This is a genomic window from uncultured Finegoldia sp. (genome assembly GCF_947252345.1).
GTDB lineage: Bacteria > Bacillota > Clostridia > Tissierellales > Peptoniphilaceae > Finegoldia.
In genome coordinates this window covers 107108-131596 of the sequence record NZ_CAMXVC010000001.1, presented here as the reverse complement: position 1 = coordinate 131596, position 24489 = coordinate 107108, and the positions used below count along the sequence as shown (strand labels likewise).

Here is a 24489-nt window from a genome sequence, read left to right as displayed (position 1 = left end):
TGTCTTTGTCGGCGTTCTTGTACTTTTTAGTTTCCTTCGTCGCTACTGAATTGTTATTTTCTTTTTCCAATGGCTTTTTGTCAACTTCGTTTTGTTTGTTGTCTTCGGATGGTTTTTTATCTTCGGATGGTTTTTTATCGTCAGATGGTTTGTTGTCACCTGATGGTTTGTTGTCATCTGATGGTTTGTTGTTATTATCCGATGAGTTTCCATTCGAATTTTCCTGAGGAGTTGTATTTCCTGGAACGCTCGGTGTCGTGTTTCCTCCCGGTGTTGTTCCCGGTGTTGTTCCCGGTGTTGTTCCCGGTGTTGTTCCTGGAGTCGTTCCTGGAGTCGTTCCTGGTGTCGTTCCCGGTGTCGTTCCTGGTGTTGCTCCTGGTGTTGTTCCCGGTGTCGTTCCTGGTGTTGCTCCTGGTGTTGTTCCCGGTGTTGCTCCTGGTGTCGTTCCTGGTGTCGTTCCCGGTGTCGTTCCTGGTGTTGTTCCCGGTGTTGCTCCTGGTGTCGTTCCCGGTGTCGTTCCCGGTGTTGTTCCTGGTGTTGTTGTTGTATCAGTTTTCTTTTCAACTAATTGGTTAGCCGGAATTTCATCTACTGAACCGTCTTTGTATTTTATTGTTGCCTTTCCATCTTCTGCCACTGTAATTTCTGTTCCGTCTGGGAATTTGCTCTTACCTTGGTCTTTGTTGTTGTCCTCGATTGATTTTTTAACTTCTTTTTGTTCATCTTCAGTTAATTTTGATGTGTTAACAACCTTTGTCTTTTCTTTCGGAACAATTGGGTCGTTTCTTTCAGCAAGAGTTTTGGCTGTTGCTGTTGCTTTTTGTGATGTGTTTCCCGTCTTGTCCTTGGCTGTTGCGTTTACCTCAGTCTTTATTTTTGTAGTTCCGTCTGCGATTGTGATTACGCCACTATTTTTATCAACAGAAACTCCTTCAACTTGTGAAATTGTCCATCCATCATCGCCTTTTGTTGCAGTAGCTGTTTTTTTGTTTCCATCTTTGTCCACATAGGAAACTTCCACTGTAGTAACATCAGCATCAGTTGGTGGAGTAACACTAATCGTTCCGTCGAGTTTTGCTTCAACTGTTGGCTTTTGTGGTGCTGTTGTGTCTGGCGCTTTTCCTGTTGCATTGACAGATTTTATTTCCTCATTTCCTACAATTATCTTGGAAATCGCCGTTATTTCTGAGTCGTCTTTTGCTTTGCCCTTGGCAATTGTCACAACTCCCTTGTCGATAGATACTCCATCAGGTGTTGTGCCGTCAATTTCCCAGTTGTTTCCATTTTTCTTGACTTTTACAGTTATAGAATCATTTTGACCAGCTGGTGTGTATGTTATTTCCATTCCGTCGACATCACCTACTGGTGTGATTTCTGTCGCACCGTCATTTACAACAACTGTTGGACTAGATGGTTTTGATGTTTCTGTTTGTGGTTGTGAATCATTGCCTGACTTATCAAAAGCTCTTACAGAAAATTCTTGTCCCGGTTTGATTTTGTCTGCTGAAATTATAATTTTACCTTCTTTTACATTAACAGCTAAACCACTAGGTGTTGCAGTCCAATTTCCGTCATTGCCTTTTTGAACTGTTACAGTTTTTTCTTGTTCATCTTTTCCTTTATATTTAACTTCGATTTTTTCGAGGTCTGAATCAGTTGGTGGAATTACAGTTATATCTCCTGTTTTATCGTCAACTGTGAACGTTGGCTTTTGTGGAGCTGTCTTGTCCGGAACTTGACCTGATTTTTTATCAGATTTGTTTTCTTCGATTTGTCCTCTGATTACGGCTGTGACATTTTCTCCTTCTTTGGCGTGGCCTTTTTCTATTGTGACAACTCCTGTACTTCCGTCTATTGTGAAACCTTTTGGTGTTTCTCCATCAAATGTCCATGTTCTGTTTTCTTTTTTCGCTGTGACAGTTGTAGGTTGTGCGTTTTCTGCATTCGGTGTGTAAGTTATGTCCATACTTGTCGCCATATCATCAGTACTGTCAGGAGTGACAGTGACTTTTCCAGATGTTGTGTCCGGAGTGACTGTTGGGTTTTTTACTTTTTTGACTAAGAATCCAGAAATTTCGAAAACACCTATTACTTTATTGTTTTTCTTGACTGTTGCCTTGCCGTTTTCGATAGTAACAGTTGGCTCATCGGCAATCTTGTAATCTTCTTTTACCTTGTCTTTTATTTTTTGTATTACATTTGCTTTTTCTGTTTCATTTATCTCACTTGGATTGACTACTACAGTCTTGTTGGGTTTAAATTCGCCGACGCTATGGTCATTTTTGATTTCTACCTTGCCTTGTTCTTCGGTGTAAATCTTGATTGTTTGTATATTTTCATCTTCTGGTATCTCGTATGTGAATGTGCCATCTTGATTTACAGGTATATCTATAAATGTGTTGTGTTTTGTTTCAAAATTTCCAATTATTCTTTTAACCTTTGTTCCAGGAGTTACCTTTCCAGTGATGACTCTCGCTCCCGGATATATCGGATTGACTGTAGCAGGTGTCGATACTTCTGCTTCTTTGAATACGGATTTTGTGTAAGTCAATTGTCTTCTGGATGAGTCTGTAAACACCAAGTAAGCAGTGTTAGATTTCATATTCCCTACATAAAATGAAAGTTCTCGCATTTTGTCTGCAATCGTAGGGTTGGCTTCTTTTAGTTTCTCGATTATTTTTGCTTCGCCAACTCCTGTGTTCTCTAAACTTGGCACTAGAATGGATTTATCGGCAATAGGTGGTTGTTTAATCTCACCAACCGTATCCGCTATTGGTTCTCCTACAGTTGCTGTTGCTTCTCTTCCTGTTGGTTGTTTGCTTTTCATAACATATTCTACTACTCTGATTGTATCTCCTAAATTTAATTTTTTTCTGCTTAAGAAATATGACCAAGTTTCGCTACCTTTAGTTTTACCTAATAATTCATTTCCTCTATAAATTTCGATAAATGTCCCTTTATTTGCTGTGCCTTTAATGGTTTTTGTGGCTGTAGTTAGTTCTTCAGTTAATGCAAGTGGAACATCATTGGCAGTTGCACTTCGTGATGAACCCATAAGTGCTTCTGGTGCTGATTTTGATTCAATTGTTGCTGACAATTCACTTTGTGATGGATTTTGTGGCATTTGCTTTTTAGGAGCTTGTTGTTCGTCCGATGTCGACTTTTGTTCTTCAGTTGTTTGTGGATTTACTTGTCCCTCAATTGCATTTAGCTTTGATTGTTGTTGCTTGTTGTTACTTTTTTCTGTTGATTGTTCCTGTTGCTTGCTGTTGCTTGTTGCTTGTTGTTGCTTGTTGTTTTCTTGAATTTTATCTTCAATGTGTTGTTGAACATTTTGATTGATTTGTTCAGCATAGCTTACGCTTGTCAATGCTGGAATGACAAGTGCTGTTGTCAAGAGGCATTGGCAGGTTTTTTTCAAAATATTTGATTTGCTATTGTTAGCGTTGTTTTTCATAAAATCTCCTTTTTTGTTCTTTCCCTTATTTTCGATGTGTGAAATATTTTCGTGAATTTTATTCATTTTGTTAAATGTTTGTTTATGAAAATAAAATATTTCGCTTTACTTCTACCGTAGTACATTTCGCCAAAAAAGTCAAGTTTTTCTCTCGTTTTTGTGCGAGGGTTTTGATTGTGCGATGTTTTTTTGTATTGAATATTTTTGTATAATAAATGCTTTGTTTTTTTGTGTTGTGATGGGATTTGTGCAAAAAAAAGTATGCCAGATTTGTCGGGGATGTTTTAAAATCGGTTCGATTTTTTGGAAAAATCTCCTTTTAAATCTGCATACTTTTGTGGTTGTGATATTGGTGCTTTTCGGCACTTGTTTTTATTGTTGTTTATTCTCTTTTTTTTTGAAGAATATGAAGAACGCTCCTGTGATTATTATTAGGCATATTATGCTTATGAGTATGTGTTCGTTGTCGATGCCTGCTTGTGGTAGTGTTTTTATTTTCTTCGCTGTCGTGATTTGTTTGTCGGCATAGCTAATTGTCCCCATCAATGATACAACTGCTGTTGTAAATATCAGAAGGCACTTGCCCATTATTTGTTTCATTGTTCTCCCCCCGAGTTATCTGTTTATTTTATTATATATTTTGTTTTTGTTTTTTTCAATTTTATTTTTTTTAACACATTTTATTTGGGTCTACATATTGGTCAAATTCTTCTGTAGTGAGAATTTGCAATTCTAGTGCTGCTTGTTTGAGTGTTGTGTTGTTTTTGTGGGCGTATTTTGCTATGGTTGCTGCTTTGTCGTAGCCTATTTTGCTGTTGAGTGCTGTGACTAGCATCAGTGAGTTGTTCAGGTAATATTCGATGACTTCTCTGTTTGGTTGGAGTCCTCGAAGACAGTTGTCGGTGAATGATTTGACTGCGTCTTTGATGAGTGTGACTGATTGTAGTGCGTTGTAGATTATGACGGGCATATATACGTTGAGTTCGAAATTGCCTTGGCTTGCTGCGACTTGGATTGTCGTGTTGTTGCCGATTATTTGCACGCAGACCATTGTCAACGCTTCTGCCTGTGTCGGGTTGACTTTGCCGGGCATTATTGATGATCCGGGTTCGTTTGCCGGTATTGTCAATTCGCCGATTCCACAGCGTGGCCCGCTTGCCAAAAATCTGACGTCGTTTGCTATTTTGAGTAGGTTGTTGGCAAGTGATGTCAACGCTCCGTGGGTGTAGCTTATGGCGTCTTTCGATGTGAGTGCGTGAAATTTGTTTTCTGCTGTGACAAATTCTTGGTCAATTTGGCTGTTGATTTCGTCTACGACCATTTGGTCGAATCCTTCTACTGCGTTGAGTCCTGTGCCGACTGCTGTCGCTCCGATGGCTAGTTCGTTGAGCGATTTGCTCGCTTCAATGATGTGTTGTTTTGCTTTTTTTATCATATAAAGCCATCCGGATATTTCCTGCGACAATCTTAGTGGCACGGCGTCTTGCAAGTGTGTTCGTCCGATTTTGATGATGTCTTTGTTGTCTTTCATCAGTTGTTCGAGTACTTTTTCTGTTTTTTCCAATTCTTGTATCAATTCTGTGTCGATTTTGTGTTTGAGTGCGATGTGGATTGCCGATGGAAATATGTCGTTGGAGCTTTGTGATTTGTTGACGTCATCGTTGGGGTGTATGATGTTGTCGCCCTTTTTTTTGTTGGCTATGTGCGAGATTACTTCGTTGACGTTCATATTGGATTGTGTTCCTGAGCCTGTCTGCCACACAGCTAGTGGAAATTCACAGTCGTGTTTTCCTTGGAGGATTTCGTCGCAGGCTGTCACTATCAATTCTTTCTTTTCGTCTGTGAGTTTTCCCAATTTGTTGTTGGAGATGGCACAGGCTTTTTTCAATCTTGTGAGTGCTTTGATTACCTCCATTGGCATTTTTTCTGTTCCTATCTTGAAATTGTTGTAGCTTCGTTGTGTTTGTGCTCCCCACAAAACACTGTCTTCTACTTCGATTTCTCCTATGCTGTCTTTTTCGATTCTCATTTTGTGACTCCTTTTTGTCAGTTCAAATCAGTTAAATGGGTTTGCAAAAAGAGTGGATTTTTCGTTCCACTCTTTGTTGTTTTTGTTGTCCATTAGTATTCCATTTGTTCTTTCATTGCAGCTTTGAATTTTTTGAGGATTTTCTTTTCCATTCTGCTGACTGTCATCTGCGATATTTCGAGTTCTTTTGCTATCGAGATTTGCGTTTTGTTGTCAAAATATCGTCCGAGTAGGATTTTCTTTTCAACTGTGTTGAGATTTGCCATACATCTGTTGATTAAATCCCTGTTTTCAAATCTGAGCATATCCTTGTCTTCGGCGCCTATCAATTCGTTGAGGTTCGTTTCCTTGTCGTCGTTTGTTTGGTCGACTGATTGGTCCAACGACTGCGGTGCGTAGACTTTCGCCCCTTCCAACACTTCCAACACTTCTTCGTTTGTGATGGACAAGTAGTCTGCGATGTCTTCGACTGTCGGGGATTTCTGCATCGTCTGCGACAAATACGTCTTGGCGTCGGAGACTTTTTTGTTGAGCTCTTGTATTCTTCTCGGAACTCTAATCACCCAGCCTTTGTCTCGGAAGTATTTTTTGATTTCCCCTACGATTGTCGGCGTTGCGTACGACGAAAATTCAAATCCCTTTTCTGGGTTGTAGCGGTCAATCGCATATATCAGTCCGATACAGGCAACTTGGTACAAATCATCGTACTCGATTCCCTTTCCAATGTATTTTTTGGCGAGTATTTCTGCGATGTACAAGTTTTTTTCAACAAGTAAGTCACGTGTTTTTTTGTCGCGTGTTTGTTGGAATTTCAAGAATAAATCTCTAATATTTTCTTGTTCTTGTGCTTTTTTTGATTTTCTTGCCATCGTGTTATTTCCTATTCTTGATTATTTTTATCTCGCTTTCGTCAATCTCGCAATCATCCATCAACGATTGGATTATCATTTCTGAGATTTCGTCTTTTTTGTTGTGTTCTCTTTTGTTTGTGCCGTCTAGTTTGAACACAAATTCAAGTGAATTAACGTCAATTGTCATCGTGACATCTATCGTGTTGGATTTGTCGATTTGCAAATTCACACACTCGCTTGTGCACAATTTGATGTCTTCGATGTCATCCAATGAAAATCCGCACTTCATCGCTACGAACGACGATTGAAGCCTTATCAGAGATACATTTTCTTTTTTGTTTTCGAAACACAGTCTGAACTTTTCCATCTATTCCACCTCTGTTATGACAAAAATTCTGTCCATTTCGGTGATGGTGAACACTTTGTTGACGTGTTTTTTTATGTTGTCGATGTAGATTTTGTGGTTGTTGGGTTTTATTTCGTTGTAGACTTTTATCAGTGCGCCCAATCCTGTCGAGTCGATAAATTCCAATCCCGTCGCGTCGATTTTTATGTCGGATGGGTGTTTTTCGTATTCTTCTATTAAATCGTCACGAAATTCATCGCATGAGTTGATGTCCAAATCGCCCGAAACTCTGACAAGGATGTCATCTTTTGTGACTATATCGTAGTTTAATTGCATAAATTCTCCTTATTCTTCAAAATACTTCGCTACTGCGACTATTGCATCTTCACCTTTGTCGGTGTTTTTCAACAACACTCCGGATGTAGCTCTTGAAAGTGTGCTGATTGCACTCGCTTTTATTCTTATAACTTCTGCTTGTTTGCTTATCAATAGGATTTCGTCTTCGTCTTTCAACGCTTTTGCACACGCTACAAGTCCTGTCTTCTTGGCAATCTTGTACGTTCTGATTCCTTTTCCGCCTCTGTTTTGTAGTGTGTAGCTGGACAATTCAGTCTTCTTTCCGTATCCGTTTTCGCTGATGACTGCCAAGTACTCGTTGTCTTGGACAACTTCAAACGAGATTACTTCGTCGTCTTTGTTCAATGTGATAGCCTTGACACCGATGGCGTTTCTCGACAAATCTCTCAATTGGTCTACGTTAAATCGCAAACTCATTCCATTTTTAGTGACTATTATTAGATTTTCATTTTTTTCAACTAATTTTACATCTATTAATTCGTCTTCTTCGTCGAATTTTATCGCTATTATTCCGGTTTTTCTGATGTTTTCGTAAAGTGTAAGTGATGTCTTCTTTACTTTTCCTTTTTTCGTCATAAACACGATGAATTGGTCGTTTTCTTTGTCTTTGTCGAGTGCAAGAACTTGTGTGACTCTTTCGTTGGCGTCTATTTGGATGAGGTTTATTATGTTAGAACCCCTCGCACTTCTGCCGGCTTCTGGGACTTCGTAGGCTTTTAGTGAGTAGACTTTGCCCGTATTTGTGAAGAACAACAAATCCTGATGCGTCGTCGTTGAGAACATATCTTTGATGAAATCTCCGTCTTTCATTCCCATTGCGTTGACGCCTTTGCCACCTCTGTGTTGAACTTTGTATGCGTCTGTCGAGATTCGTTTGATGTAGCCTTTGTTTGTGATGGTGATGAACATATCTTCTTCTTCCATCAATTCTTCATCTTGAAATTCGGAAGTTTCTCGTAGGATTTTCGTTCTTCTGTCGTCTGAGTATTTTGTTTTGATTTCGGTCAATTCTTCTTTTATTATGTTCAACAAAAGTTTTCTGTTGTTGAGTATTTCGATGATTTTTTTGATTGTGGCTGTCAACTCGTCAAACTCGTCTTGTAGTTTTTCTTTTTCCAAGCCTTGCAATCTTTTTAGTCGCATATCCAATATTGCCTGTGCTTGAATTTCTGAAAATCCAAATTTTGCCATCAATTTTTCTTGTGCATCGTCGTAGCTTGTTCTGATGATGTGGATTATCTCGTCGATGTTGTCGATTGCCTTCAACAAACCTTCGACTATGTGCAATCTCGCCTTCGCTTTGTTCAAATCGAATTGGAATCTTCTCGTGACTACAATTTCTTGGTGAACGAGGTAGTATTCTATGAGTTGTTTCAATGTCAATACCTTCGGCACGCCGTTGACAAGTGCAAGGTTGATTATGCCGAATGTCGTCTGCATTTGTGTGTTTTTGTAGAGATTGTTGAGTACGATGTTGGGATTTGCATCCCTTTTGATATCTATGACAATTCTCATACCTTTTCTGTCTGATTCGTCTCTCAAATCGCTGATTCCTTCAATCTTTTTTTGTTTTACGAGGTCTGCGATTTTTTTGATTAGATTTGCTTTGTTGACTTGGTATGGGATTTCCGTGACGATAATTTTGTATCTGTTTTTGACTTCTTCGATTCTCGCCTGTGCTCTCAATCTGACTTTGCCACGTCCTGTTTTATAGGCTTTTTTGACTTCGTCAAGACCCATAATGTTTGCACCTGTTGGAAAATCCGGTGCTTTGATGTGTTTCATCAATTCGTCAATCGTTATGTTTGGATTGTCGATTGTCGCAATTAGTGCATCTATTGTCTCTCCCAAGTTGTGTGGCGCCATATTCGTTGCCATACCTACTGCGATACCACTGGAGCCGTTTACGATTAAATTTGGAAATCTCGATGGAAGTACAACCGGCTCTTGTTCTTCTCCGTCGTAGTTGTCTTGAAAATCAACTGTGTCTTTGTTGATGTCTCGCAACATTTCGAGTGAGAGTTTTGCCATACGCAACTCTGTGTAACGTGGTGCGGCTGCTCCGTCACCGTCGATTGAGCCGAAGTTTCCTTGGCCATCTACAAGTGGATATCTCATATTGAAATCTTGTGCGAGTCTTACGACTGCATCGTAGATTGCGCTGTCACCGTGTGGGTGGTATTTACCCATTACATCCCCCACAAGTCTTGCGGACTTGGAGTATTTTCTGTCTGGGAACAATCCCTGTTGTTGCATTCCGTAGATTATACGTCTGTGAACTGGTTTAAGTCCGTCTCTTACATCTGGTAGCGCACGAGATACGATTACACTCATAGAATAATCCAAATATGCACTTTCCATTTCTTTTTTCAAATCTGCTGGTTTTATGTTGATTTTTTTCTCTGTCATTTTATTCTCCTAAGCATCAATGTTTTGTGCATATACAGCGTTTTGCTCTATGAATTGTCTTCTTGGTTCTACGTTGTCGCCCATTAAGACGTCGAATGTGTTGTCGATTTCGTTCTCATCTTCTCCGTCAATTTCGACTCTGATTAGAACTCTGTGTTCGGGATTCATCGTTGTATCCCACAACTGTTCTGCGTTCATTTCACCAAGACCTTTGTATCTTTGAACTTTGATGTTGTTTCTTTCGCCGTATTTTTCCAACGCTTCTTCCAATTCTTGTTCTGTGTAGCAGTATTCCATTACCTTGACACCTTTGATGATTCCGTAAAGTGGTGGCTGTGCGATGTAGACGTGGCCTTTTTCCACTAGTGGCTTCATAAATCTATACAAGAATGTAAGTAGTAGTGTTCTGATGTGTGCTCCGTCGACGTCGGCATCGGTCATTATCACAATCTTGCCGTAGCGAAGTTTGCTGATGTCGAAGTTTTTGCCGATTCCCGTTCCAAATGCGGTTATCATCGCTTTGATTTCTTCTGAATTTAGAACTCTTTCGAGGTGTGCCTTTTCGACGTTCAAGATTTTACCTCTCAATGGCAAAATAGCTTGGAATTTGTTGTCCCTGCCACCTTTTGCAGAACCACCGGCAGAATCCCCTTCGACTAGGAAGATTTCGTTGTATTCGATGTCCGAGCTTTGGCAGTCAGCAAGTTTTCCAGGAAGTGTCGTGTTGTCTAGTACGGATTTCTTGCGCACCAAATCCCTCGCACGTCTAGCGGCGAGTCTTGCTTTTTGCGATGCCAACGCTTTTTGAATGATTGTTCTGACTATTTTTGGGTTTTCTTCAAAATAAAAACTCAAATGCTCGTACACAACGCCATCTACGACTGTTCTCGCTTCGGAGTTGCCGAGTTTGCCCTTGGTTTGTCCTTCGAATTGTGGGTTGTTCAGCTTGACCGACACTACAGCCGTGATTCCTTCTCTGACGTCGTCTCCTGATAAGTTGTCGTCTTTTTCTTTTAATATGTTTTTGTCACGAGCGTAGTCGTTGAGTGCACGAGTGAGTGCCGATTTGAATCCCACAACGTGCGTTCCACCGTCAATTGTTTTGATGTTGTTAGTGAAGGAAACTATCGTTTCGTTGTAGCTTTCAGTGTATTGCATAGCTATCTCAACTTTTGTCGTGTCCTTTTGCCCTTCGATATACATAACTTCGTGTTCGAGTGGTTTTTTGGATTTGTTGAGGTATTCTACAAATGATTTGATGCCTCCTTCGTAGTGGAACAATTCCTTGTAGCCTTCTCTCTCGTCGGAAAATTCTATCTTGACGCCTTTGTTGAGAAATGCCATCTCACGAAATCTCTTGGCGAGTACACTTTTGTCGTAGTTGAGCGTTTCAAAAATAGTGTCATCTGCCAAAAATTCTATCGTAGTACCAGTTCCACGCACGTTTTCTTTGATGACCGTAAGTTCACTTACAGTTTTTCCCTTTTCGAAACGTTGCTCGTACATCTTGCCGTCTCTCTTAACTCTCGCAATAAGGTATGTACTTAAAGCATTTACACAGCTAACCCCAACTCCGTGAAGCCCTCCCGAGTATTGATAAGCGTCGTTTGAAAATTTACCACCTGCGTGAAGCACTGTAAGTACAGTTTCCAATGTTGACTTGCCGGTCTTTGGGTGCGTTTCTACCGGAATACCCGAGCCGTCATCTTCAACTATTATAGTGTTGTCTTTTTTAATTGTAACTTTAATCAAATCACACACGCCAGCCAACGCTTCGTCAATCGAGTTGTCAACAACTTCGTACACCAAATGGTGTAGACCTTTTTCGTCGGTAGAACCGATATACATTCCCGGTCTTACTCTAACTGGCTCCAATCCTTCTAATACTGTAATCTGCTCTGCAGTATATTCTCTGTTTTTCTTCATTCTATTCCTTTCATAAAGTTATTCATCAAATACATTCCTGAAATATTCGACTTATAAACTCCCTTGTCCGTCACTACTAACGACCTTGCCGTTATGTCCTCATCTTCGTTTAGATAAACTATTTTTTTGCTAAACTCCAAGTCGTTTTTTTCAAATCCATCAAAAAATTTGTCGTTCACGTTGATGACAGCTATAATTTCATTTTCATCTAAAAGTCTATTGTTTCCAATATCCAAATACATATCAATCACCTATTCTTATCGTATACAAGCCTTCGGGGCTTCTCTCGGAAGTCGTCAAAAAAGCTTGGAAATCCTCGATGTATTTGATTATGTAGTTGATTCTGTAATCGTCGAGTTCGCTGAACACATCATCCAACAAAATAATCGGCATTCTATCGTTGTAGAACCTACTCAAATCCAACTGTGCAAGCTTCATTGATAATACAGCAGTTCTTATCTGCGCTTGTGATGCAAAATACTTAGCCGGTCTGTCGTTTATCATTATATCCAAATCATCTCTGTGGATACCTAAGTTTGTCTGCCTATTTTCCAAATCCTTCTCGATAATATCCCTCAACGCTTTGTAATATGTGTTTTTCTGATTGGTCATATCCTCCACGTATTCAACCGTAAAATTATTGTCCAAATACAACATATCGTTGTCGTCGCTGAGAGTATTGCAGATGTTTTTTGCAATCAACTCCAGCCTTTCGACATAGCTTTTTCTCCTGTGCATAATGTATGAGCCAAAATCTGACAGCTGAATATTCAACGCCTTCAACTGTTCGTTGAAATAACTGTTGTAGCGGTGATTTTTGATGAGTTTGTTTCTCTCATCGAGAACCTGATTATACTGTTTTATCGTCTTCTTGTAAGTCTTGTCGACACCACTTATCGACTCGTCCAAGAATTTCCTCCTGAGTGACTTCGATTCTTTTATTATCTTCAAATCATCCGGCACGAAAACAATGCACTCGAAATACTCGTTGTACTCTTTGATTGTGTTCACAAAAGCTTCGTTGACGTTGAGGATTTTCTCGTCGTTTTTGATGGTGATGTCTATCTTGTCCTCGTAGCCATCGTCATTTACCTCCATCACAATCCTCGCCTCATCTTCGCCAAACCTGATGAGGTGCGAGTTGGAGTTGGTTTTGAAACTTTTCGCCTTCAACGCCACATTTATGCTTTCCAAAATATTAGTCTTGCCCGAGGCATTTCTGCCTACAATAAGATTGAGACCTTCGCAAAAATCCAATTTTATCTCACAGAAATTCCTGTAATTATATAATTTTAAATTTTTAACGAACATTACTCAACTATATACTCTTTTCCTTCAAATTCCACAACATCTTTCGGATAAAGCTTTTTGCCTCGTCTAATCTCAGTCTGTCCATTTACTTTAACCATAGATGATTTAATCAACTCTTTTGCCATTCCACCGGTCTGTGCTATCGATGCGAATTTCAAAAACTGCTCCAATTTTATAAATTCTGATTCTATTTTAATTTCTATCATTTCTACCTCTGTGCTAATTTTACAGGAAGAACAAGATATGTGAAACTATCGTCATTTAACGCACGAAAAACCATCGGTCTGAGCGAACCACTCATATTGAGCGTTATGTCCTCATCGTCGATAACTTTTAGTCCGTCAAGCAAATACTTCGCGTTGAATGCAATCATCAAATCATCTCCGCCTATCTCGCATTTGACATACTCGTCCACCTTTCCAATGTCCGTGTTCGATGAGATGTGAAGTTGGTTGTCATTGAAATCCAACTTGACCAAGTTCGCCTTGTCCTCTTTCGCCATCAGAGATGCTCTCTCCAAAGCCATCTGCAAATCTCTTTTTCCAATCGTCACAACTGTCGAGTAATCTTGTTTCATAACTTGGTTGTAATCAATGTACTGCCCGTCGATAAGTCTCGAATACACGTCGGTGTTCTCCAATTTGAAAATAATATTGGAAGATATAATGCTGAGAGTTATCTCACCTTCTTCCAAAATCTTGTAGACTTCGTTGAGCCCTCTCGATGGAACGATGGCCTTCATTTCAAAATCACTCACATTCGACAATTTGTCGAGGGCAACTCTGTAACCGTCAAGCGCTACAAATTCTATCCTGTCATTAAAAATATTGAACAACACCCCTGTCAAATCCGGCCTAGTCTGATCCATACTAGTCGCAAAAGAAGTTTTTCTTATCGCATCTTTTAATTCGGATTGCTCAAGTGTAAAAGTATTTTCCTTATCTATATAAGGAAGAGATGGAAACTCGTTCGAGTCTTGTCCTTGAATGTTGAACTCAGTCGATTCACATTTTATATTGATGTTGTTGTTTTGAACTTCTATATATATATCGCTGTCGGGAAGCTTTCTTATTATATTTCCAATCATCGAAGAATTGATGACCACTTGACCTTGCTCGTAAATTTCACCAATCGCTCTCGTGTCGACGATAAGCTCCAAATCGGTAGCGACAAGTCGTAGCCATTTTTCTTCAGCTATGAACAATATTCCCTCCAATATCTGAATAGTAGTCCTGGACGACACAGCCTTTTGAGCAATATTGATGTGTTTTAATAATTCTTTTTGGGCTATTTTTAATTTCATATTTTACCTTTCGTTTATAAAAATAATAATAATAGTTAGTAATAGTAGTAGTAGGTGTGTTTGTATTGTGGATAAGTAGGTTTTATTTGAATATTTCAACATTATTCATCGGGATAAGGCTGTTAATACACTTGGGGTAAAATCCACTTTTATCAACACTTTCAACATTTAACAAAACTACATCATCACTTTAAAGTTATCAACAAATTATCCACATACTTATTCATATTCAAATGTGGATAGAAAATATCTTAAATTAATTTATCCACATTTTTTTGTTTAATAAATTAAGAATTCTGGATGAAGTTGATTAGGTTGTCAATTTCCTCGTTAAATTCGGAGTTTTTCTTGATATCCGTCTCGATTTTCTTGATTCCGTGCATAACAGTCGAGTGGTCTTTCCCGAAACTGCTCGCTATATTCACAAGCGAAATGTCGAGAAGTCTTCTAGCTACATACATCGCAATCTGCCTTGGATATGCGATTTGCTTCGACCTTTTCTTCGAAAGCAAATCCTCTATCGTCACGTTGTATCTATCGCAGACACACTCAATGATAATATCAATAGTTACAGGTCTGAGTTTTGTCTCGGCGATGAGTTGTTTGAGCACGTTTTTTGCCAAATCCAACGTTATATTTCCATCGCCTATCAGAGTTTTCTGACCAACTACATTCATCACAGCGCCCTCTAATTCACGAATATTGCTCTTAACATTCATCGCAATGTAGTCGATGATTTCAGGATTCAGAGAAGTGTTGTTGCGTTCGAGATACTCGTTGACAATCGCAACTCTTGTCTCATAATCCGGCGGTTGAATATCCGCCATAAGCCCCCACTCAAAACGAGATACAAGCCTTTCTTCTAGCGTTTTGATTTCCTTAGGAGGTCTATCACTCGACAGAATTATCTGCTTGTTGTGGTTGTACAACTCGTTGAACGTGTGGAAAAATTCCTCCTGCGTACCTTGCTTTCCAGCGATAAATTGTATGTCGTCTATCAACAAAACGTCAATGTTTCGATATTTTTTCCTAAACTGTGAATTTTTCTTAGTCGACTTGTCCCCAATAGAAGAAATAAGCTCGTTTGTAAAAGATTCACTAGTCGTGTAGATTACCCTAGCCTTAGGGTTATTTTTAAGTATTTCATGAGCTATAGCGTGCATCAAATGGGTCTTGCCAAGCCCAGCTTTACCATGAATAAACAAAGGATTGTAAGCTGTTGCAGGATTTTGTGCAACAGCAAGAGCCGCTGCAAGTGCAAGCTCGTTGTTCTTGCCCTTGACGAAGGTCTCGAATTTGTACTTGCTTATGAGATTGTTACCGTAATGTGCTATCTCGTTGTCATCCTCTTGTTCGGTTGTCTGTTGTTCTGGTGTTGAATTGTATGTTTTCAAATCGTCAGTAGACGCAGAAATTTTTTCATTTACAAGCAATGAACTTTGACCGTCGAGATTTTGTTGTTGAATTGATTGTTCGCTTTTGTAATTGTCCATCTCGTAGCGGTCGATAATCACGACTTTTCTTTTGACATTGCTGATGAAGTCGAAATATTTTTGAATGTCATCGTAGTATTTATTGTAGATTGTTTTTTTGGTAAATCTATTTGGTGACAGCAAAATAAATTCTGTGTTTGTCAAATAAAGAGGCTGTAACGGAGCAATCCACGTATTGAAATTCAAATCCGACATTTCTTGCTTGAATGTGTTGGAAATTTTTAACCAGATTTCATCTTTATCGGTCATTTTTCACCTCAAATTGCAGTTATCAACATATTTGTCCACAAAATGATAAGTTATCCACATAAAATAAACAGCTAAATTTCAAAATAAACAAAAAAAATTTATAATTTATTCACATTTGCACAACTTATCCACAATAATTTGTAGAAAAATAATTGTGGATATAAAATTAGAAAATACAGTAAATTCGTTAAGTTTCAAAACAAGAATTAACATATTATCCACAACTTATCCACAATTTGTTAATAAATGCGTACTTTTCATACTTTTTTATAATTTAATTATAGCAAATCATATCTTTGATTACAAATTTATTAAAAATTTTAATAAATAAAGGAAAATTTTTTAAAACTTATCCCCAATTTAGGTTTAATATTTTAAATTTTGAATGCGTTGTGGATAAAAGTTATCCACAAAAATTTTTATTTTGTGGAAATAAAAAAAACTACGAGGTTTGTTCTCGCAGTTTTTGATGTAAATTTTGTCGATAAGTTTTTTGTTTTTCATTTTAAATATTGGGTCTTTTATTTTTTATCAAAATTCTAAAATAAGGACATCTTCCATCGACCGATAAGTCCTTGTTGTCATTTCCCTTTCTGAATTTTATTATTTCAAATTGTTCGGGATTGAATTTATGAAGAAATGTAATAGGAACGCCCATTGCCCCGTTGTAATCTTTGGGTATGTCAACAGTTTTATTCACGTTTATTCCATCGTAATTGTCATATTTTGGATACATTGTTTCGTTTCCATTATATGTCTGGGTCAACGGTATATCTGTGTGTCGTTTTTCGTTATCTAAATTTGTCAACCATAAGTTATTGTTAGTTGAGATTATCCTATTTCCTTCATCATCTATCTTCGTTTCTGTTCCATATAATTCATAATACTCTGGGACTATGAATCCGGATATTCCCCTTCCCATATTCACTCCCATCCAAGCCTTATTGTGTTGTATCAAATTGAAAATGCTTTTATAAGTGATTGCATTGATATTTCCAATAACAAGAAATTCTTTGTCGTATTTCATTATTTGTTCAATGTGTTCTCTGAACAATGAAAATGGTGGATTAGTGACCACAACATCACTTTTTTTTAAAAGTTCGATGCTCTCTTGACTTCGAAAATCTCCATCACCTCTAAAAGGTATTAAATCATATTTAGTTGGTATCAATTTTTCCTCTTTTTTACCCGTATATTCATAGTAAAACCCACTGGCAAAGTGCTTTTTATTGAAATTTAAAAGATTGATTTCATTTTCAACATAGCAAGAAGATATCAGCTTTTTCAACCCAAGCTTGTGGAAATTTTCTGCAAAAAATTTATAAAAATTACTCCTTGTAGGGTCATCACAATTGCAGTATACAATTTTAGAGTTAAATTGATTTGTATAGTATTCTAACTCTCTCTGTATATCTACCATTTGCGTGTAAAATTCATCATTCTTATTCTTTTTTGCTTTTCTTAAAAAATCGTTACTGTTATTTCTCATGAATAATTAATTTCCCCTTTTATTTGTAATCTGAATAAATATATCCCTACCTAACATCTTTAACGATGTCTGGGCAATATCCATTAAAATTTCAAACATTTCTTCATTAGTCCAGCTGCTACCATCACCTTTTGTATACATGGATGCAGCTTGAAGCATAAATAATTTATCATCTTTTTTTATAATTTTGTTTATACAAAGATTAGTATTAAATGGCATTCCATAGTTTGCTGCGGTTAGCCTGTCCAATCTGTTTAATTTTCCTGAATTATAACTTAGAACGACTATACGACCATCTGGTCTCGTAACTTCTATAGTTTTGGTCAAAAAATTTGAACCTTCCAAGAAAATAACATAAGGAAAGTGAGATTCAGATAACATAAAATTCCCTATTTCTGATATGTTTTTATATGAGCGTTCTATTGCGTTTCCACCTTCCATCAAGTCTTGGTTCTTATTTTTTCCGACAAGTATTCCATTTTTAATATTTTCTATATCTTTGCCTTGAAATTTCGCTTCAGATACTAAAACAACTCTCCAATTGTTTTCATCATCTTTTACCTCTATTATTCCACCATCAGGTTCTATTCTAGAGTTTTCTATGAATAATATTTGACCGAGCTCGCTATCTAAATTTTGTAAAGATTTATTTATTTCTGATTTTCTTATACTTCTTCTATATCTAAATGTTAATTCTGGATATTTTTCTTCTAATTTTTCCAATACTATTTTTGATATTTGCCCTACTGACAAGTCATGCTTTTTTGCTTCATCACCGAATATACCAATAACACCATGTGATTGTTTGTGTTGTTTAGTTAATCTTTTACTTTGATTATTTTTTGACATTCAGAAACTTCTCCTTAAAATTTAAATTCAACTATTTTTAATTGATAACATTTCTGTTGTTTACAATTTTATTTTACTACAATTATTTTATTTTTTCTCAAACAAACTAGCTTATTTATTGCCGATAAACATTGTTTCTTGAATGTATTGTTTTATTTGTAGGCCGTAGCCCCATTTTTCTGCGTACTGGTCTGTGACTTCTTCACTTTTTGCAAAGAAGTTTGTAAATCCTGCTTTTTTGATGATTTTCTCTACGTCTTCTTCCAGAAGCGCTCCTCCCACTCATGAGCCGTAGATGTTGTCTAGTGACATAATTTCTTTTGTGAGTGGTTTTTTGAGTGTGATGTCACTGATTATGAACATTCCGTTTGGTTTGAGGATTCGATGGATTTCTCGGTAGACTTGTAGTTTGTTTGGTTCAAGGTTTATGACACAGTTGCTTATTATCTTGTCTATGGAGTTGTCTTCAAATGGCATTTTGATTAGTTCTCCTTGGACAAATTCGATTTTTTTGAACCCTTTTTTGTCTCTGACTTTTTCGGCTTTTTCTATCATGGATTTTAGTCTGTCCATTCCATAAATTGTGTTGGAGTTGGGGTATTTTATTCTCGCCATAAACACGTCTAGTCCCATTCCACAGCCTAAGTCCAGTAGTGTGTCGGTGTCTTTTAGTACGAGGTTGTCGAGTGGGTTTCCACACGATAGTCCCGATGATATTTCTTCTGGGAGTTGTTGTAGTAGTTTGGTGTCGTAGCCGAGGGATTTGTATAGGTCGATTGATTTTACTTTTGTCGTTGTCTTTCCTTGTGCTATGTTGTCGTAGAATTTTTTCACTTGTTGTCTTATTTCTTCGTCTGTGTATTGTTTACTCATTTATTGTCCTTTCTTTATTATTATCGTTTAATTTTGTGATGTCTATTAATAGTGTCATTAGATTACTACATTGTTTTTCTGATATTTTATAATATGTCCATTTCCCAACTTGTCTGGATTGTATTATTTGTGAATTTGTGAGTATTTTCATATGATAAGACAATCCAGATTGCGTTAAGTTCAATTTTTCTAAAAGTACACATGCGCATTGTTCTCCATTTTGTAACAATTGCAAAATATCTATTCTTTTTTCATCGCTCAATGCTTTGAATGTATCTGCTATTTGTTTGTTATTCATTTTATCGCCTCATATCAAATATTTTTGATACATTAATTATATCATTTTTGGGATAATACATCAAATATTTTTGATATGAGTTAATTAAATTATTTTTCCTAAATAATTGGTATTTGTCAACAAAAAAGCTTGACAATATGGGAGTTGGTTTGTATAATTGGAGTAGTGTTTTTATAAGGAAAAAAGTCCTTTATTTTATACTAGGAGGTGCGATTGATGAAAAGAACTTATCAACCAAATAACAGAAAAAGAAAAAAAGACCACGGATTTAGAAATAGAATGGCTACAAGAGGTGGAAGAGCTGTTTTAAAGGCTAGAAGAAGAAAAGGTAGAAAAGTATTATCAGCTTAGGTCACATTTGTTGTGACCTTTAATTAATTATGGATAAAAGTTTAAGGTTAAGAGATAACAGGGAATACAATGTTGTCTACAAGAAGGGCAAGAGCTTCTACAATAGAAACTTTTCACTTGTTGTGTACAATGCTAAAAAAGGAAGTCGAATCGGATTCTCTGTTACTAAAAAATACGGCAATGCCGTTGAGAGAAACAGAATCAAGAGGAAACTCAGGGAGATTGTTAGGCTTAATTTTTCTGAGTTTGACAAGGGCTTGGATATTGTGATTATCCCCAAGAAAAACACGCAAGACTTAACCTACAAACAGCTTCAATCCGCTTTATTGCACGTTTGTAGAAAGGCACAGAGTAAGAAATGTCAAGGGTAATGATTTTTTTAATCAAGTTTTATCAGAAAGCTATATCGCCGTATCTGGGAGAGGGAAAGTGCAAGTACTATCCGACTTGTTCTCAGTATGCGATGGAGGCTTTTCAAAAGAAGCCTTTTTTTAAGGCTTTGTTGCTTACTGTGTGGCGAGTTCTAAGGTGCAATCCATTTTCAAAAGGCGGATATGACCCATTAAAATAAAAAGGAGTTGTAAAATTGCAAATAATTGCAAATGTATTTGGAACAATTCTTAGGCTCATCTATGAGAACATTTCGAGTTTGATGGCTGAACCTAAAAGCATATCGTATTTTGCGATATCAATACTTTTATTGACACTTATTTATAAGCTTTTGACTCTTCCGGTAACTATTCACACTCAAAAAACTCAAGAGCAAAACGCTCTTATGCAACCGGAAATGAAGGAAATTCAAAGAAAATACAAGAACGATCCGAAGACTCAACAGTTGAAGATGCAGGAGTTGTACAAGAAGTATAATTTCAATCCGTTGAGTGGATGTTTGCCAATCATTTTACAAATGGTGTTGGTGTTGGCTTTGTTCAGGGTTATGAGGGAGCCGGGCAAGTATATGTTCGACAATGTTTCGAAGATTAACGAGATTGCTCGTAACTTTTTCTGGATAGCCGATTTGACTAAGCCGGATCCTGTGTTGTTTGGATTGCCTTTGATAAACGCTTTGACTCAATTTTTGGTAGCTAAAATCAGTATGCCAAGTTCTAAGAAGGACAAGAAGTCGAACGAGCCTGACCAAATGGAGATGATGAACAAATCGATGATTTATTTTATGCCGATTTTTATGTTTTTCATTTCGAGCAAATACGCTTCAGGTTTGATTCTTTATTGGGCATTTTCGAATGTTATCGAAGTTTTAATAAGGTTAGTAATTAAAAACAAAGACAAGAAAGATGTTTTGGAGGAAGTTAGATGAGAAGCACAGTAATCAGTGCGAAGACTGTCGATGAATGTGTCGATATCGCTTTAAAACAACTTAATGCAAGTCGAGACGAGGTCAATATTGATGTCATTGATGAGGCCAAACAAGGATTTTTTGGTTTGTTCGGCAAGAAGGATGCAGTAGTTCGTGTTTCACTGAAGGACGATGTCAAGGATAAGGAATCTGATGATTTTGTCAAGAGCATTTTGAATACTGAATCTTTGAGTTCGATTGACAAAGATGAGGTTGACAGTTGTTCACAAAAACAAGATTCATCCGAAATACTAGAAGATGAAACAAATCAACAAGATGTTGCTGATGATAGCGACAAGTCAAGCGATGTTGACAAGTCAAGTGATGAGAAAAACGATGTTGTCTGTGAAGATGAACAATCAGATGAGATAGAGGTTGAAGTTTACGAAATCAATGATGAGTTTATTGAAGAGCCGATTGACGATGCAGTAGAAGCGTCAGATGATTCAGATGTAAATTCAGAAGATGATGTCAAGGATATTCAACGCACAGATGAAATCTTCATTACAGCGAAGAATTTCTTGAAACAAATGATAGAAGATATGGGAATTTCTTGCGATATCGAGTCGAGGACGGACAAGAATTTAATCAAGTTCAACATTATCTGTTCTGATGAGACTGATATTGGAATTATCATAGGCAAGAGGGGAGAGACATTGGATTCTCTACAATACATTGTCAACTTGGTTACAAATAGAAACAGTGACACTTACATCAGAGTCATCTTGGATTGTAATCAATATCGCACAAAAAGGGAGAAATCACTCGAGAAACTTGCTAAGAGATTGGCTGAGAAGGCCGTTGAGACAGGCAGAGATATCAAGCTTGAGCCGATGAATCCATACGAGAGAAGAATAATTCACACTTATCTTCAAAATAACGATAAAGTTAAGACATTCTCCCAAGGCAATGAGCCTAACAGGAGAGTTATTATTAAAAGAAAATAATTTACAGGCTGCGTTTTGTGACGCAGTCTTTTTTTGTTCACAAAAATAACACCCTCTGTAACAAAACAGAGGGGTTATGTTAGAAGAATATGTGCATTATCAACGAACCTATAATAATCGCTATTATCGTTCTTTCGATAAATACAACAACCAATTCCCATAATTTTATCGGTAATTTTGCAGACATCATTACAACTATTGTTTCTGCGAAGAAAATTATCTGACAGATTGACACTGACACTACCAAAAATCTTGCACCCGGTGCGAGGTTTGGAACTTTCTCTGCGATTAACAATACTGGAAGGAACATTTCTGCTATTCCAACAGGGAAACTCGCTGCTATTTCTGTTGCGTTTGGCACTTGTAGTAATTTTAATAGTGGGACAAATAGTTTGCCGAGCAAGTTGAATATAGGTGTGTTTTCTGCCAAAATCAATGCGCCTGTACCGATTGCCACTAGAGATGTGACAACTTTTGGTATAACTTCGAATCCGTCTTTCAAGCTTGATTTTACTTCGCCCAAAAGACTAGGAGCTAAGAAAGCTTTTTTGACAGCTCTCGAGCCTGCTGTTTTCAAAATACCGTTTGAAGAAGATTTCGTGTTGTCGATGTCTTCTTTTGTTTGGATTTTGCCATTTGGGTATATGTCACGTTTCTTGGAGAATGGAGGAATCCTTCCGATAACTCCCGAAACCAAAAGCGTCATTACAGCCGAGATTAGATAGACAAATGCGAATTTATCTTGAAGTCCCGCTGTCTTGATTACCATGTAAGCAAATCCCACGGATACTGCGGAAAATCCCGTCGCTACGAGGACTGCCTCTTTTTCTGTGTAAACACCTCTACGATAGAGTTTGTTTGTGATGAGAACACCGACTGAACTGCTCGACAAAAACGATACCAATGCGTTTATCGCTGCACGTCCAGGAAGTTTAAACATAGGTCTCATCAGTGGTTCCATCAAAGTTCCTATCAAATCTATGAAGCCATAATTGATTAAAAATGGCATACAGAATGACGACACTAGTATAATCCAGAATACTGCAACGGCGATTGAAGGAATTACCGTTCCACCCGTTGATTTTCCGACTATGATTTCAGGGCCGTTAAACGATGTTGTAACTGTCAAACTGTAAAGCACTGCGAATGCTGCGCCTATGCTGTAGAGTAGTGGGTGAATTATCGAATCGCCGTGGAAATAATTGTAGATTTTTCCCTCTTTGGCGATGAATTTTCCGTAAATACTCAACAATGCAGTGGCGACTGTCAGGCAAGTGATGGCCCACAATCCGTAGAACCCTGTGAATTTCATCAAGCTGTTGTAAATTATTCCGAATGTAATATCCGTCTGTCCGTTGATAGTGATAGGCACAAAGAATATGAAGATTGCTATTGCTGTGAATATCAAGCTTTTCAATATTCCTTGCTTTTTGTCTTTGGGGCTTAAATCAAATGAATCTATCTGAGATAAGTCTTCGAGATCTAAATTTAGATCTCGAATTTCAGACTTACTAAGTGTTCCTTTATAATTTACACTTTCTTTCATTATTTTTGGCTCGCTTTTTTGTTTAGAGCAAGAATTGACAAGAACTCAAATATCAAGTTAGCTGCGAGAAGAGAAGTGATTTCTGCGTGGTCGTATGGTGGTGCAACTTCAACAACGTCCATGCCGACAAAGTTCAATCCTGCTAAGCTTCTTATAATTTCTACACCTTCAAGTGAAGTGTATCCGCCAACTTCAGGAGTTCCAGTTCCAGGAGCGTAAGCTGGGTCTATGAAGTCGATGTCAAATGTCAAGAATACTTTGTTGTCGCCGATGATTTCTCTTGCTTTTTTGATTGTCTCTGCTATTCCCATTTCACGAACTTTGTAAGTTGGGATGAGAGTTAATCCGAGGTCTTTTGCCAATTTAAACTCTCCAGCATCGTATAATGAACCTCTCATACCGATTTGTACTGATTTGTGAGGGTCAATCAAGCCTTCTTCGATTGCTCTTCTAAAAGGAGTTCCGTGATTGTATTTTTCACCGAAAACTGTATCGTTTATGTCAGCGTGTGAATCGAAGTGAAGTAGGGATACAGGGCCGTGTTCTTTGGCAACTGCTCTAAGTTCACCCAATGTTATAGAGTGGTCTCCACCTAATGCTATTGGAATAGCACCCGCTTTGATAATTTCACGAGCGAAATTTTCGATAGCTTCGTAAGTTGGATGTATGTATCCAGGTACGACATTCACATCTCCAAGGTCTCCACCTTTTAAGTAGTCCAAGATATTTACTTCGTGAACTGGATTGTTTGTCTTCATCATTACTGAAATGTTTCTGATTGCTTGAGGACCGAATCTAGCTCCTACTCTGTAAGAACAAGCTGTGTCAAATGGAATACCGTAGATTGCGAAGTCTAATCCTTCTGCGTTGTCAAATCTTTGCATACGCATAAAGTTTCCTGTGTTGACGAATCTTGGCGATGCAAAAGCCGTTGCCGGTTGTTTAATGTTTTTTTCTTTCATAAAATTTTCCCCCTAAAAGTTAAAATTGTTTTCCTTGCAAGAAATACTTTACAACTAGAGTATAAGCCCTCAAATGTCAAAATACA

The 24489-nt window shown here is 37.6% G+C and carries 24 protein-coding genes and 1 pseudogene; 5 read left to right on the top strand and 20 right to left on the bottom strand.

The genetic code is table 11. The annotated features are described in order from the left end of the window. From Q0X02_RS00660 to Q0X02_RS00575, 18 genes and pseudogenes are all read right to left on the bottom strand, one after another. A pseudogene (locus Q0X02_RS00660) lies at nucleotides 1–3457 on the bottom strand (hypothetical protein); the annotation flags it as partial. 372 nt (nucleotides 3458–3829) lie between these two features. After that, on the bottom strand, nucleotides 3830–4057 hold the full coding sequence (locus Q0X02_RS00655) for an LPXTG cell wall anchor domain-containing protein (RefSeq protein WP_297810028.1): 228 nt from the start codon (nucleotides 4055–4057) through the stop codon (nucleotides 3830–3832). A 70-nt stretch (nucleotides 4058–4127) separates the two neighbouring features. Next, nucleotides 4128–5486, bottom strand: coding sequence for a class II fumarate hydratase (gene fumC, locus Q0X02_RS00650; RefSeq protein WP_297810024.1), 1359 nt, complete (start codon nucleotides 5484–5486; stop codon nucleotides 4128–4130). Between the two features lie 92 nt (nucleotides 5487–5578). Next, a complete protein-coding gene (locus tag Q0X02_RS00645) occupies nucleotides 5579–6355 on the bottom strand; it encodes a SigB/SigF/SigG family RNA polymerase sigma factor (RefSeq protein WP_297810021.1) in 777 nt (258 codons plus the stop codon). A 4-nt stretch (nucleotides 6356–6359) separates the two neighbouring features. After that, nucleotides 6360–6704: an anti-sigma factor gene (locus Q0X02_RS00640; RefSeq protein ID WP_297810018.1), complete on the bottom strand. Its 345-nt coding sequence runs from the start codon at nucleotides 6702–6704 to the stop codon at nucleotides 6360–6362. Then, nucleotides 6705–7019, bottom strand: coding sequence for an STAS domain-containing protein (locus tag Q0X02_RS00635; RefSeq protein WP_297810015.1), 315 nt, complete (start codon nucleotides 7017–7019; stop codon nucleotides 6705–6707). It lies immediately after the preceding gene. Between the two features lie 9 nt (nucleotides 7020–7028). Beyond that, complete coding sequence (gyrA, locus tag Q0X02_RS00630; protein ID WP_297810012.1) at nucleotides 7029–9449, bottom strand: DNA gyrase subunit A; 2421 nt, start codon at nucleotides 9447–9449, stop codon at nucleotides 7029–7031. Between the two features lie 9 nt (nucleotides 9450–9458). Beyond that, nucleotides 9459–11375, bottom strand: a complete 1917-nt coding sequence (gene gyrB, locus Q0X02_RS00625) for a DNA topoisomerase (ATP-hydrolyzing) subunit B (RefSeq protein ID WP_297810009.1) — start codon at nucleotides 11373–11375, stop codon at nucleotides 9459–9461. Then, the gene (locus tag Q0X02_RS00620; RefSeq protein ID WP_297810006.1) at nucleotides 11372–11617 is read right to left on the bottom strand and encodes a DUF370 domain-containing protein; all 246 of its coding nucleotides are present in this window, start codon (nucleotides 11615–11617) and stop codon (nucleotides 11372–11374) included. Before Q0X02_RS00620 ends, gyrB begins: the two co-directional genes overlap by 4 nt. Before the next feature lies 1 nt (nucleotide 11618). Further along, a complete protein-coding gene (gene recF / locus Q0X02_RS00615) occupies nucleotides 11619–12686 on the bottom strand; it encodes a DNA replication/repair protein RecF (protein ID WP_297810004.1) in 1068 nt (355 codons plus the stop codon). Further along, nucleotides 12686–12892, bottom strand: a complete 207-nt coding sequence (gene yaaA / locus Q0X02_RS00610; RefSeq protein WP_297810001.1) for a S4 domain-containing protein YaaA — start codon at nucleotides 12890–12892, stop codon at nucleotides 12686–12688. The genes recF and yaaA overlap by 1 nt, the downstream gene beginning before the upstream one ends. A 2-nt stretch (nucleotides 12893–12894) precedes the next feature. Then, complete coding sequence (gene dnaN, locus Q0X02_RS00605) at nucleotides 12895–13989, bottom strand: DNA polymerase III subunit beta (protein WP_297809997.1); 1095 nt, start codon at nucleotides 13987–13989, stop codon at nucleotides 12895–12897. A gap of 287 nt (nucleotides 13990–14276) precedes the next feature. Next, complete coding sequence (dnaA, locus tag Q0X02_RS00600) at nucleotides 14277–15731, bottom strand: chromosomal replication initiator protein DnaA (RefSeq protein WP_297809994.1); 1455 nt, start codon at nucleotides 15729–15731, stop codon at nucleotides 14277–14279. A gap of 505 nt (nucleotides 15732–16236) precedes the next feature. Then, entirely contained in the window at nucleotides 16237–17220 is a 984-nt protein-coding gene (locus Q0X02_RS00595; protein ID WP_297809991.1) for an adenine-specific methyltransferase EcoRI family protein, read from the bottom strand. 6 nt (nucleotides 17221–17226) lie between these two features. Continuing rightward, entirely contained in the window at nucleotides 17227–18069 is an 843-nt protein-coding gene (locus Q0X02_RS00590; protein ID WP_297809988.1) for an EcoRI family type II restriction endonuclease, read from the bottom strand. A gap of 111 nt (nucleotides 18070–18180) precedes the next feature. Then, nucleotides 18181–18351, bottom strand: a complete 171-nt coding sequence (locus tag Q0X02_RS00585; protein WP_297809985.1) for a hypothetical protein — start codon at nucleotides 18349–18351, stop codon at nucleotides 18181–18183. Then, nucleotides 18352–18942: a methyltransferase domain-containing protein gene (locus Q0X02_RS00580; protein WP_297809982.1), complete on the bottom strand. Its 591-nt coding sequence runs from the start codon at nucleotides 18940–18942 to the stop codon at nucleotides 18352–18354. Next, the gene (locus tag Q0X02_RS00575; protein ID WP_297809979.1) at nucleotides 18935–19240 is read right to left on the bottom strand and encodes a helix-turn-helix transcriptional regulator; all 306 of its coding nucleotides are present in this window, start codon (nucleotides 19238–19240) and stop codon (nucleotides 18935–18937) included. Before Q0X02_RS00575 ends, Q0X02_RS00580 begins: the two co-directional genes overlap by 8 nt. A 216-nt stretch (nucleotides 19241–19456) precedes the next feature. Here Q0X02_RS00575 and rpmH point away from each other — a divergent pair, with 216 nt between their 5' ends. The 5 genes from rpmH to jag are packed head-to-tail and all read left to right on the top strand — an operon-like array spanning nucleotide 19457 to nucleotide 21895. Further along, on the top strand, nucleotides 19457–19591 hold the full coding sequence (rpmH, locus tag Q0X02_RS00570) for a 50S ribosomal protein L34 (protein WP_002835948.1): 135 nt from the start codon (nucleotides 19457–19459) through the stop codon (nucleotides 19589–19591). A gap of 29 nt (nucleotides 19592–19620) precedes the next feature. Then, the gene (gene rnpA / locus Q0X02_RS00565; RefSeq protein ID WP_297809974.1) at nucleotides 19621–19962 is read left to right on the top strand and encodes a ribonuclease P protein component; all 342 of its coding nucleotides are present in this window, start codon (nucleotides 19621–19623) and stop codon (nucleotides 19960–19962) included. After that, nucleotides 19950–20162, top strand: a complete 213-nt coding sequence (gene yidD, locus Q0X02_RS00560; protein WP_297809972.1) for a membrane protein insertion efficiency factor YidD — start codon at nucleotides 19950–19952, stop codon at nucleotides 20160–20162. Before rnpA ends, yidD begins: the two co-directional genes overlap by 13 nt. Nucleotides 20163–20177: 15 nt before the next feature. Then, nucleotides 20178–20909 carry a YidC/Oxa1 family membrane protein insertase gene (locus Q0X02_RS00555; RefSeq protein ID WP_297809969.1) on the top strand — a complete coding sequence of 244 codons (732 nt, stop codon included), beginning with the start codon at nucleotides 20178–20180 and terminating at the stop codon, nucleotides 20907–20909. Then, complete coding sequence (jag, locus tag Q0X02_RS00550) at nucleotides 20906–21895, top strand: RNA-binding cell elongation regulator Jag/EloR (RefSeq protein ID WP_297809966.1); 990 nt, start codon at nucleotides 20906–20908, stop codon at nucleotides 21893–21895. The genes Q0X02_RS00555 and jag overlap by 4 nt, the downstream gene beginning before the upstream one ends. 79 nt (nucleotides 21896–21974) lie before the next feature. Here jag and Q0X02_RS00545 read toward each other — a convergent pair whose 3' ends face one another. Together Q0X02_RS00545 and speB are read right to left on the bottom strand one after the other, a co-directional pair. Further along, entirely contained in the window at nucleotides 21975–23441 is a 1467-nt protein-coding gene (locus Q0X02_RS00545; RefSeq protein WP_297809962.1) for a YjiH family protein, read from the bottom strand. Then, nucleotides 23441–24403: an agmatinase gene (gene speB, locus Q0X02_RS00540; protein WP_297809959.1), complete on the bottom strand. Its 963-nt coding sequence runs from the start codon at nucleotides 24401–24403 to the stop codon at nucleotides 23441–23443. The genes Q0X02_RS00545 and speB overlap by 1 nt, the downstream gene beginning before the upstream one ends. Between the last annotated feature and the right edge of the window lie 86 nt (nucleotides 24404–24489).

Excerpts from the sequence above, each read along its gene's own strand:
- rnpA (WP_297809974.1), top strand. The coding sequence starts at position 19,621 with ATGGATAAAAGTTTAAGGTTAAGAGATAACAGGGAATACAATGTTGTC.
- fumC (WP_297810024.1), bottom strand. The coding sequence starts at position 5,486 with ATGAGAATCGAAAAAGACAGCATAGGAGAAATCGAAGTAGAAGACAGT.
- Q0X02_RS00545 (WP_297809962.1), bottom strand. The coding sequence starts at position 23,441 with ATGAAAGAAAGTGTAAATTATAAAGGAACACTTAGTAAGTCTGAAATT.
- Q0X02_RS00645 (WP_297810021.1), bottom strand. The coding sequence starts at position 6,355 with ATGGCAAGAAAATCAAAAAAAGCACAAGAACAAGAAAATATTAGAGAT.
- dnaA (WP_297809994.1), bottom strand. The coding sequence starts at position 15,731 with ATGACCGATAAAGATGAAATCTGGTTAAAAATTTCCAACACATTCAAG.
- yidD (WP_297809972.1), top strand. The coding sequence starts at position 19,950 with ATGTCAAGGGTAATGATTTTTTTAATCAAGTTTTATCAGAAAGCTATA.
- Q0X02_RS00620 (WP_297810006.1), bottom strand. The coding sequence starts at position 11,617 with ATGTATTTGGATATTGGAAACAATAGACTTTTAGATGAAAATGAAATT.
- dnaN (WP_297809997.1), bottom strand. The coding sequence starts at position 13,989 with ATGAAATTAAAAATAGCCCAAAAAGAATTATTAAAACACATCAATATT.
- yaaA (WP_297810001.1), bottom strand. The coding sequence starts at position 12,892 with ATGATAGAAATTAAAATAGAATCAGAATTTATAAAATTGGAGCAGTTT.
- gyrA (WP_297810012.1), bottom strand. The coding sequence starts at position 9,449 with ATGACAGAGAAAAAAATCAACATAAAACCAGCAGATTTGAAAAAAGAA.
- Q0X02_RS00635 (WP_297810015.1), bottom strand. The coding sequence starts at position 7,019 with ATGCAATTAAACTACGATATAGTCACAAAAGATGACATCCTTGTCAGA.
- Q0X02_RS00595 (WP_297809991.1), bottom strand. The coding sequence starts at position 17,220 with ATGAGAAATAACAGTAACGATTTTTTAAGAAAAGCAAAAAAGAATAAG.
- Q0X02_RS00640 (WP_297810018.1), bottom strand. The coding sequence starts at position 6,704 with ATGGAAAAGTTCAGACTGTGTTTCGAAAACAAAAAAGAAAATGTATCT.
- Q0X02_RS00580 (WP_297809982.1), bottom strand. The coding sequence starts at position 18,942 with ATGAGTAAACAATACACAGACGAAGAAATAAGACAACAAGTGAAAAAA.
- Q0X02_RS00655 (WP_297810028.1), bottom strand. The coding sequence starts at position 4,057 with ATGAAACAAATAATGGGCAAGTGCCTTCTGATATTTACAACAGCAGTT.
- speB (WP_297809959.1), bottom strand. The coding sequence starts at position 24,403 with ATGAAAGAAAAAAACATTAAACAACCGGCAACGGCTTTTGCATCGCCA.
- Q0X02_RS00590 (WP_297809988.1), bottom strand. The coding sequence starts at position 18,069 with ATGTCAAAAAATAATCAAAGTAAAAGATTAACTAAACAACACAAACAA.
- recF (WP_297810004.1), bottom strand. The coding sequence starts at position 12,686 with ATGTTCGTTAAAAATTTAAAATTATATAATTACAGGAATTTCTGTGAG.
- Q0X02_RS00575 (WP_297809979.1), bottom strand. The coding sequence starts at position 19,240 with ATGAATAACAAACAAATAGCAGATACATTCAAAGCATTGAGCGATGAA.
- gyrB (WP_297810009.1), bottom strand. The coding sequence starts at position 11,375 with ATGAAGAAAAACAGAGAATATACTGCAGAGCAGATTACAGTATTAGAA.
- rpmH (WP_002835948.1), top strand. The coding sequence starts at position 19,457 with ATGAAAAGAACTTATCAACCAAATAACAGAAAAAGAAAAAAAGACCAC.
- jag (WP_297809966.1), top strand. The coding sequence starts at position 20,906 with ATGAGAAGCACAGTAATCAGTGCGAAGACTGTCGATGAATGTGTCGAT.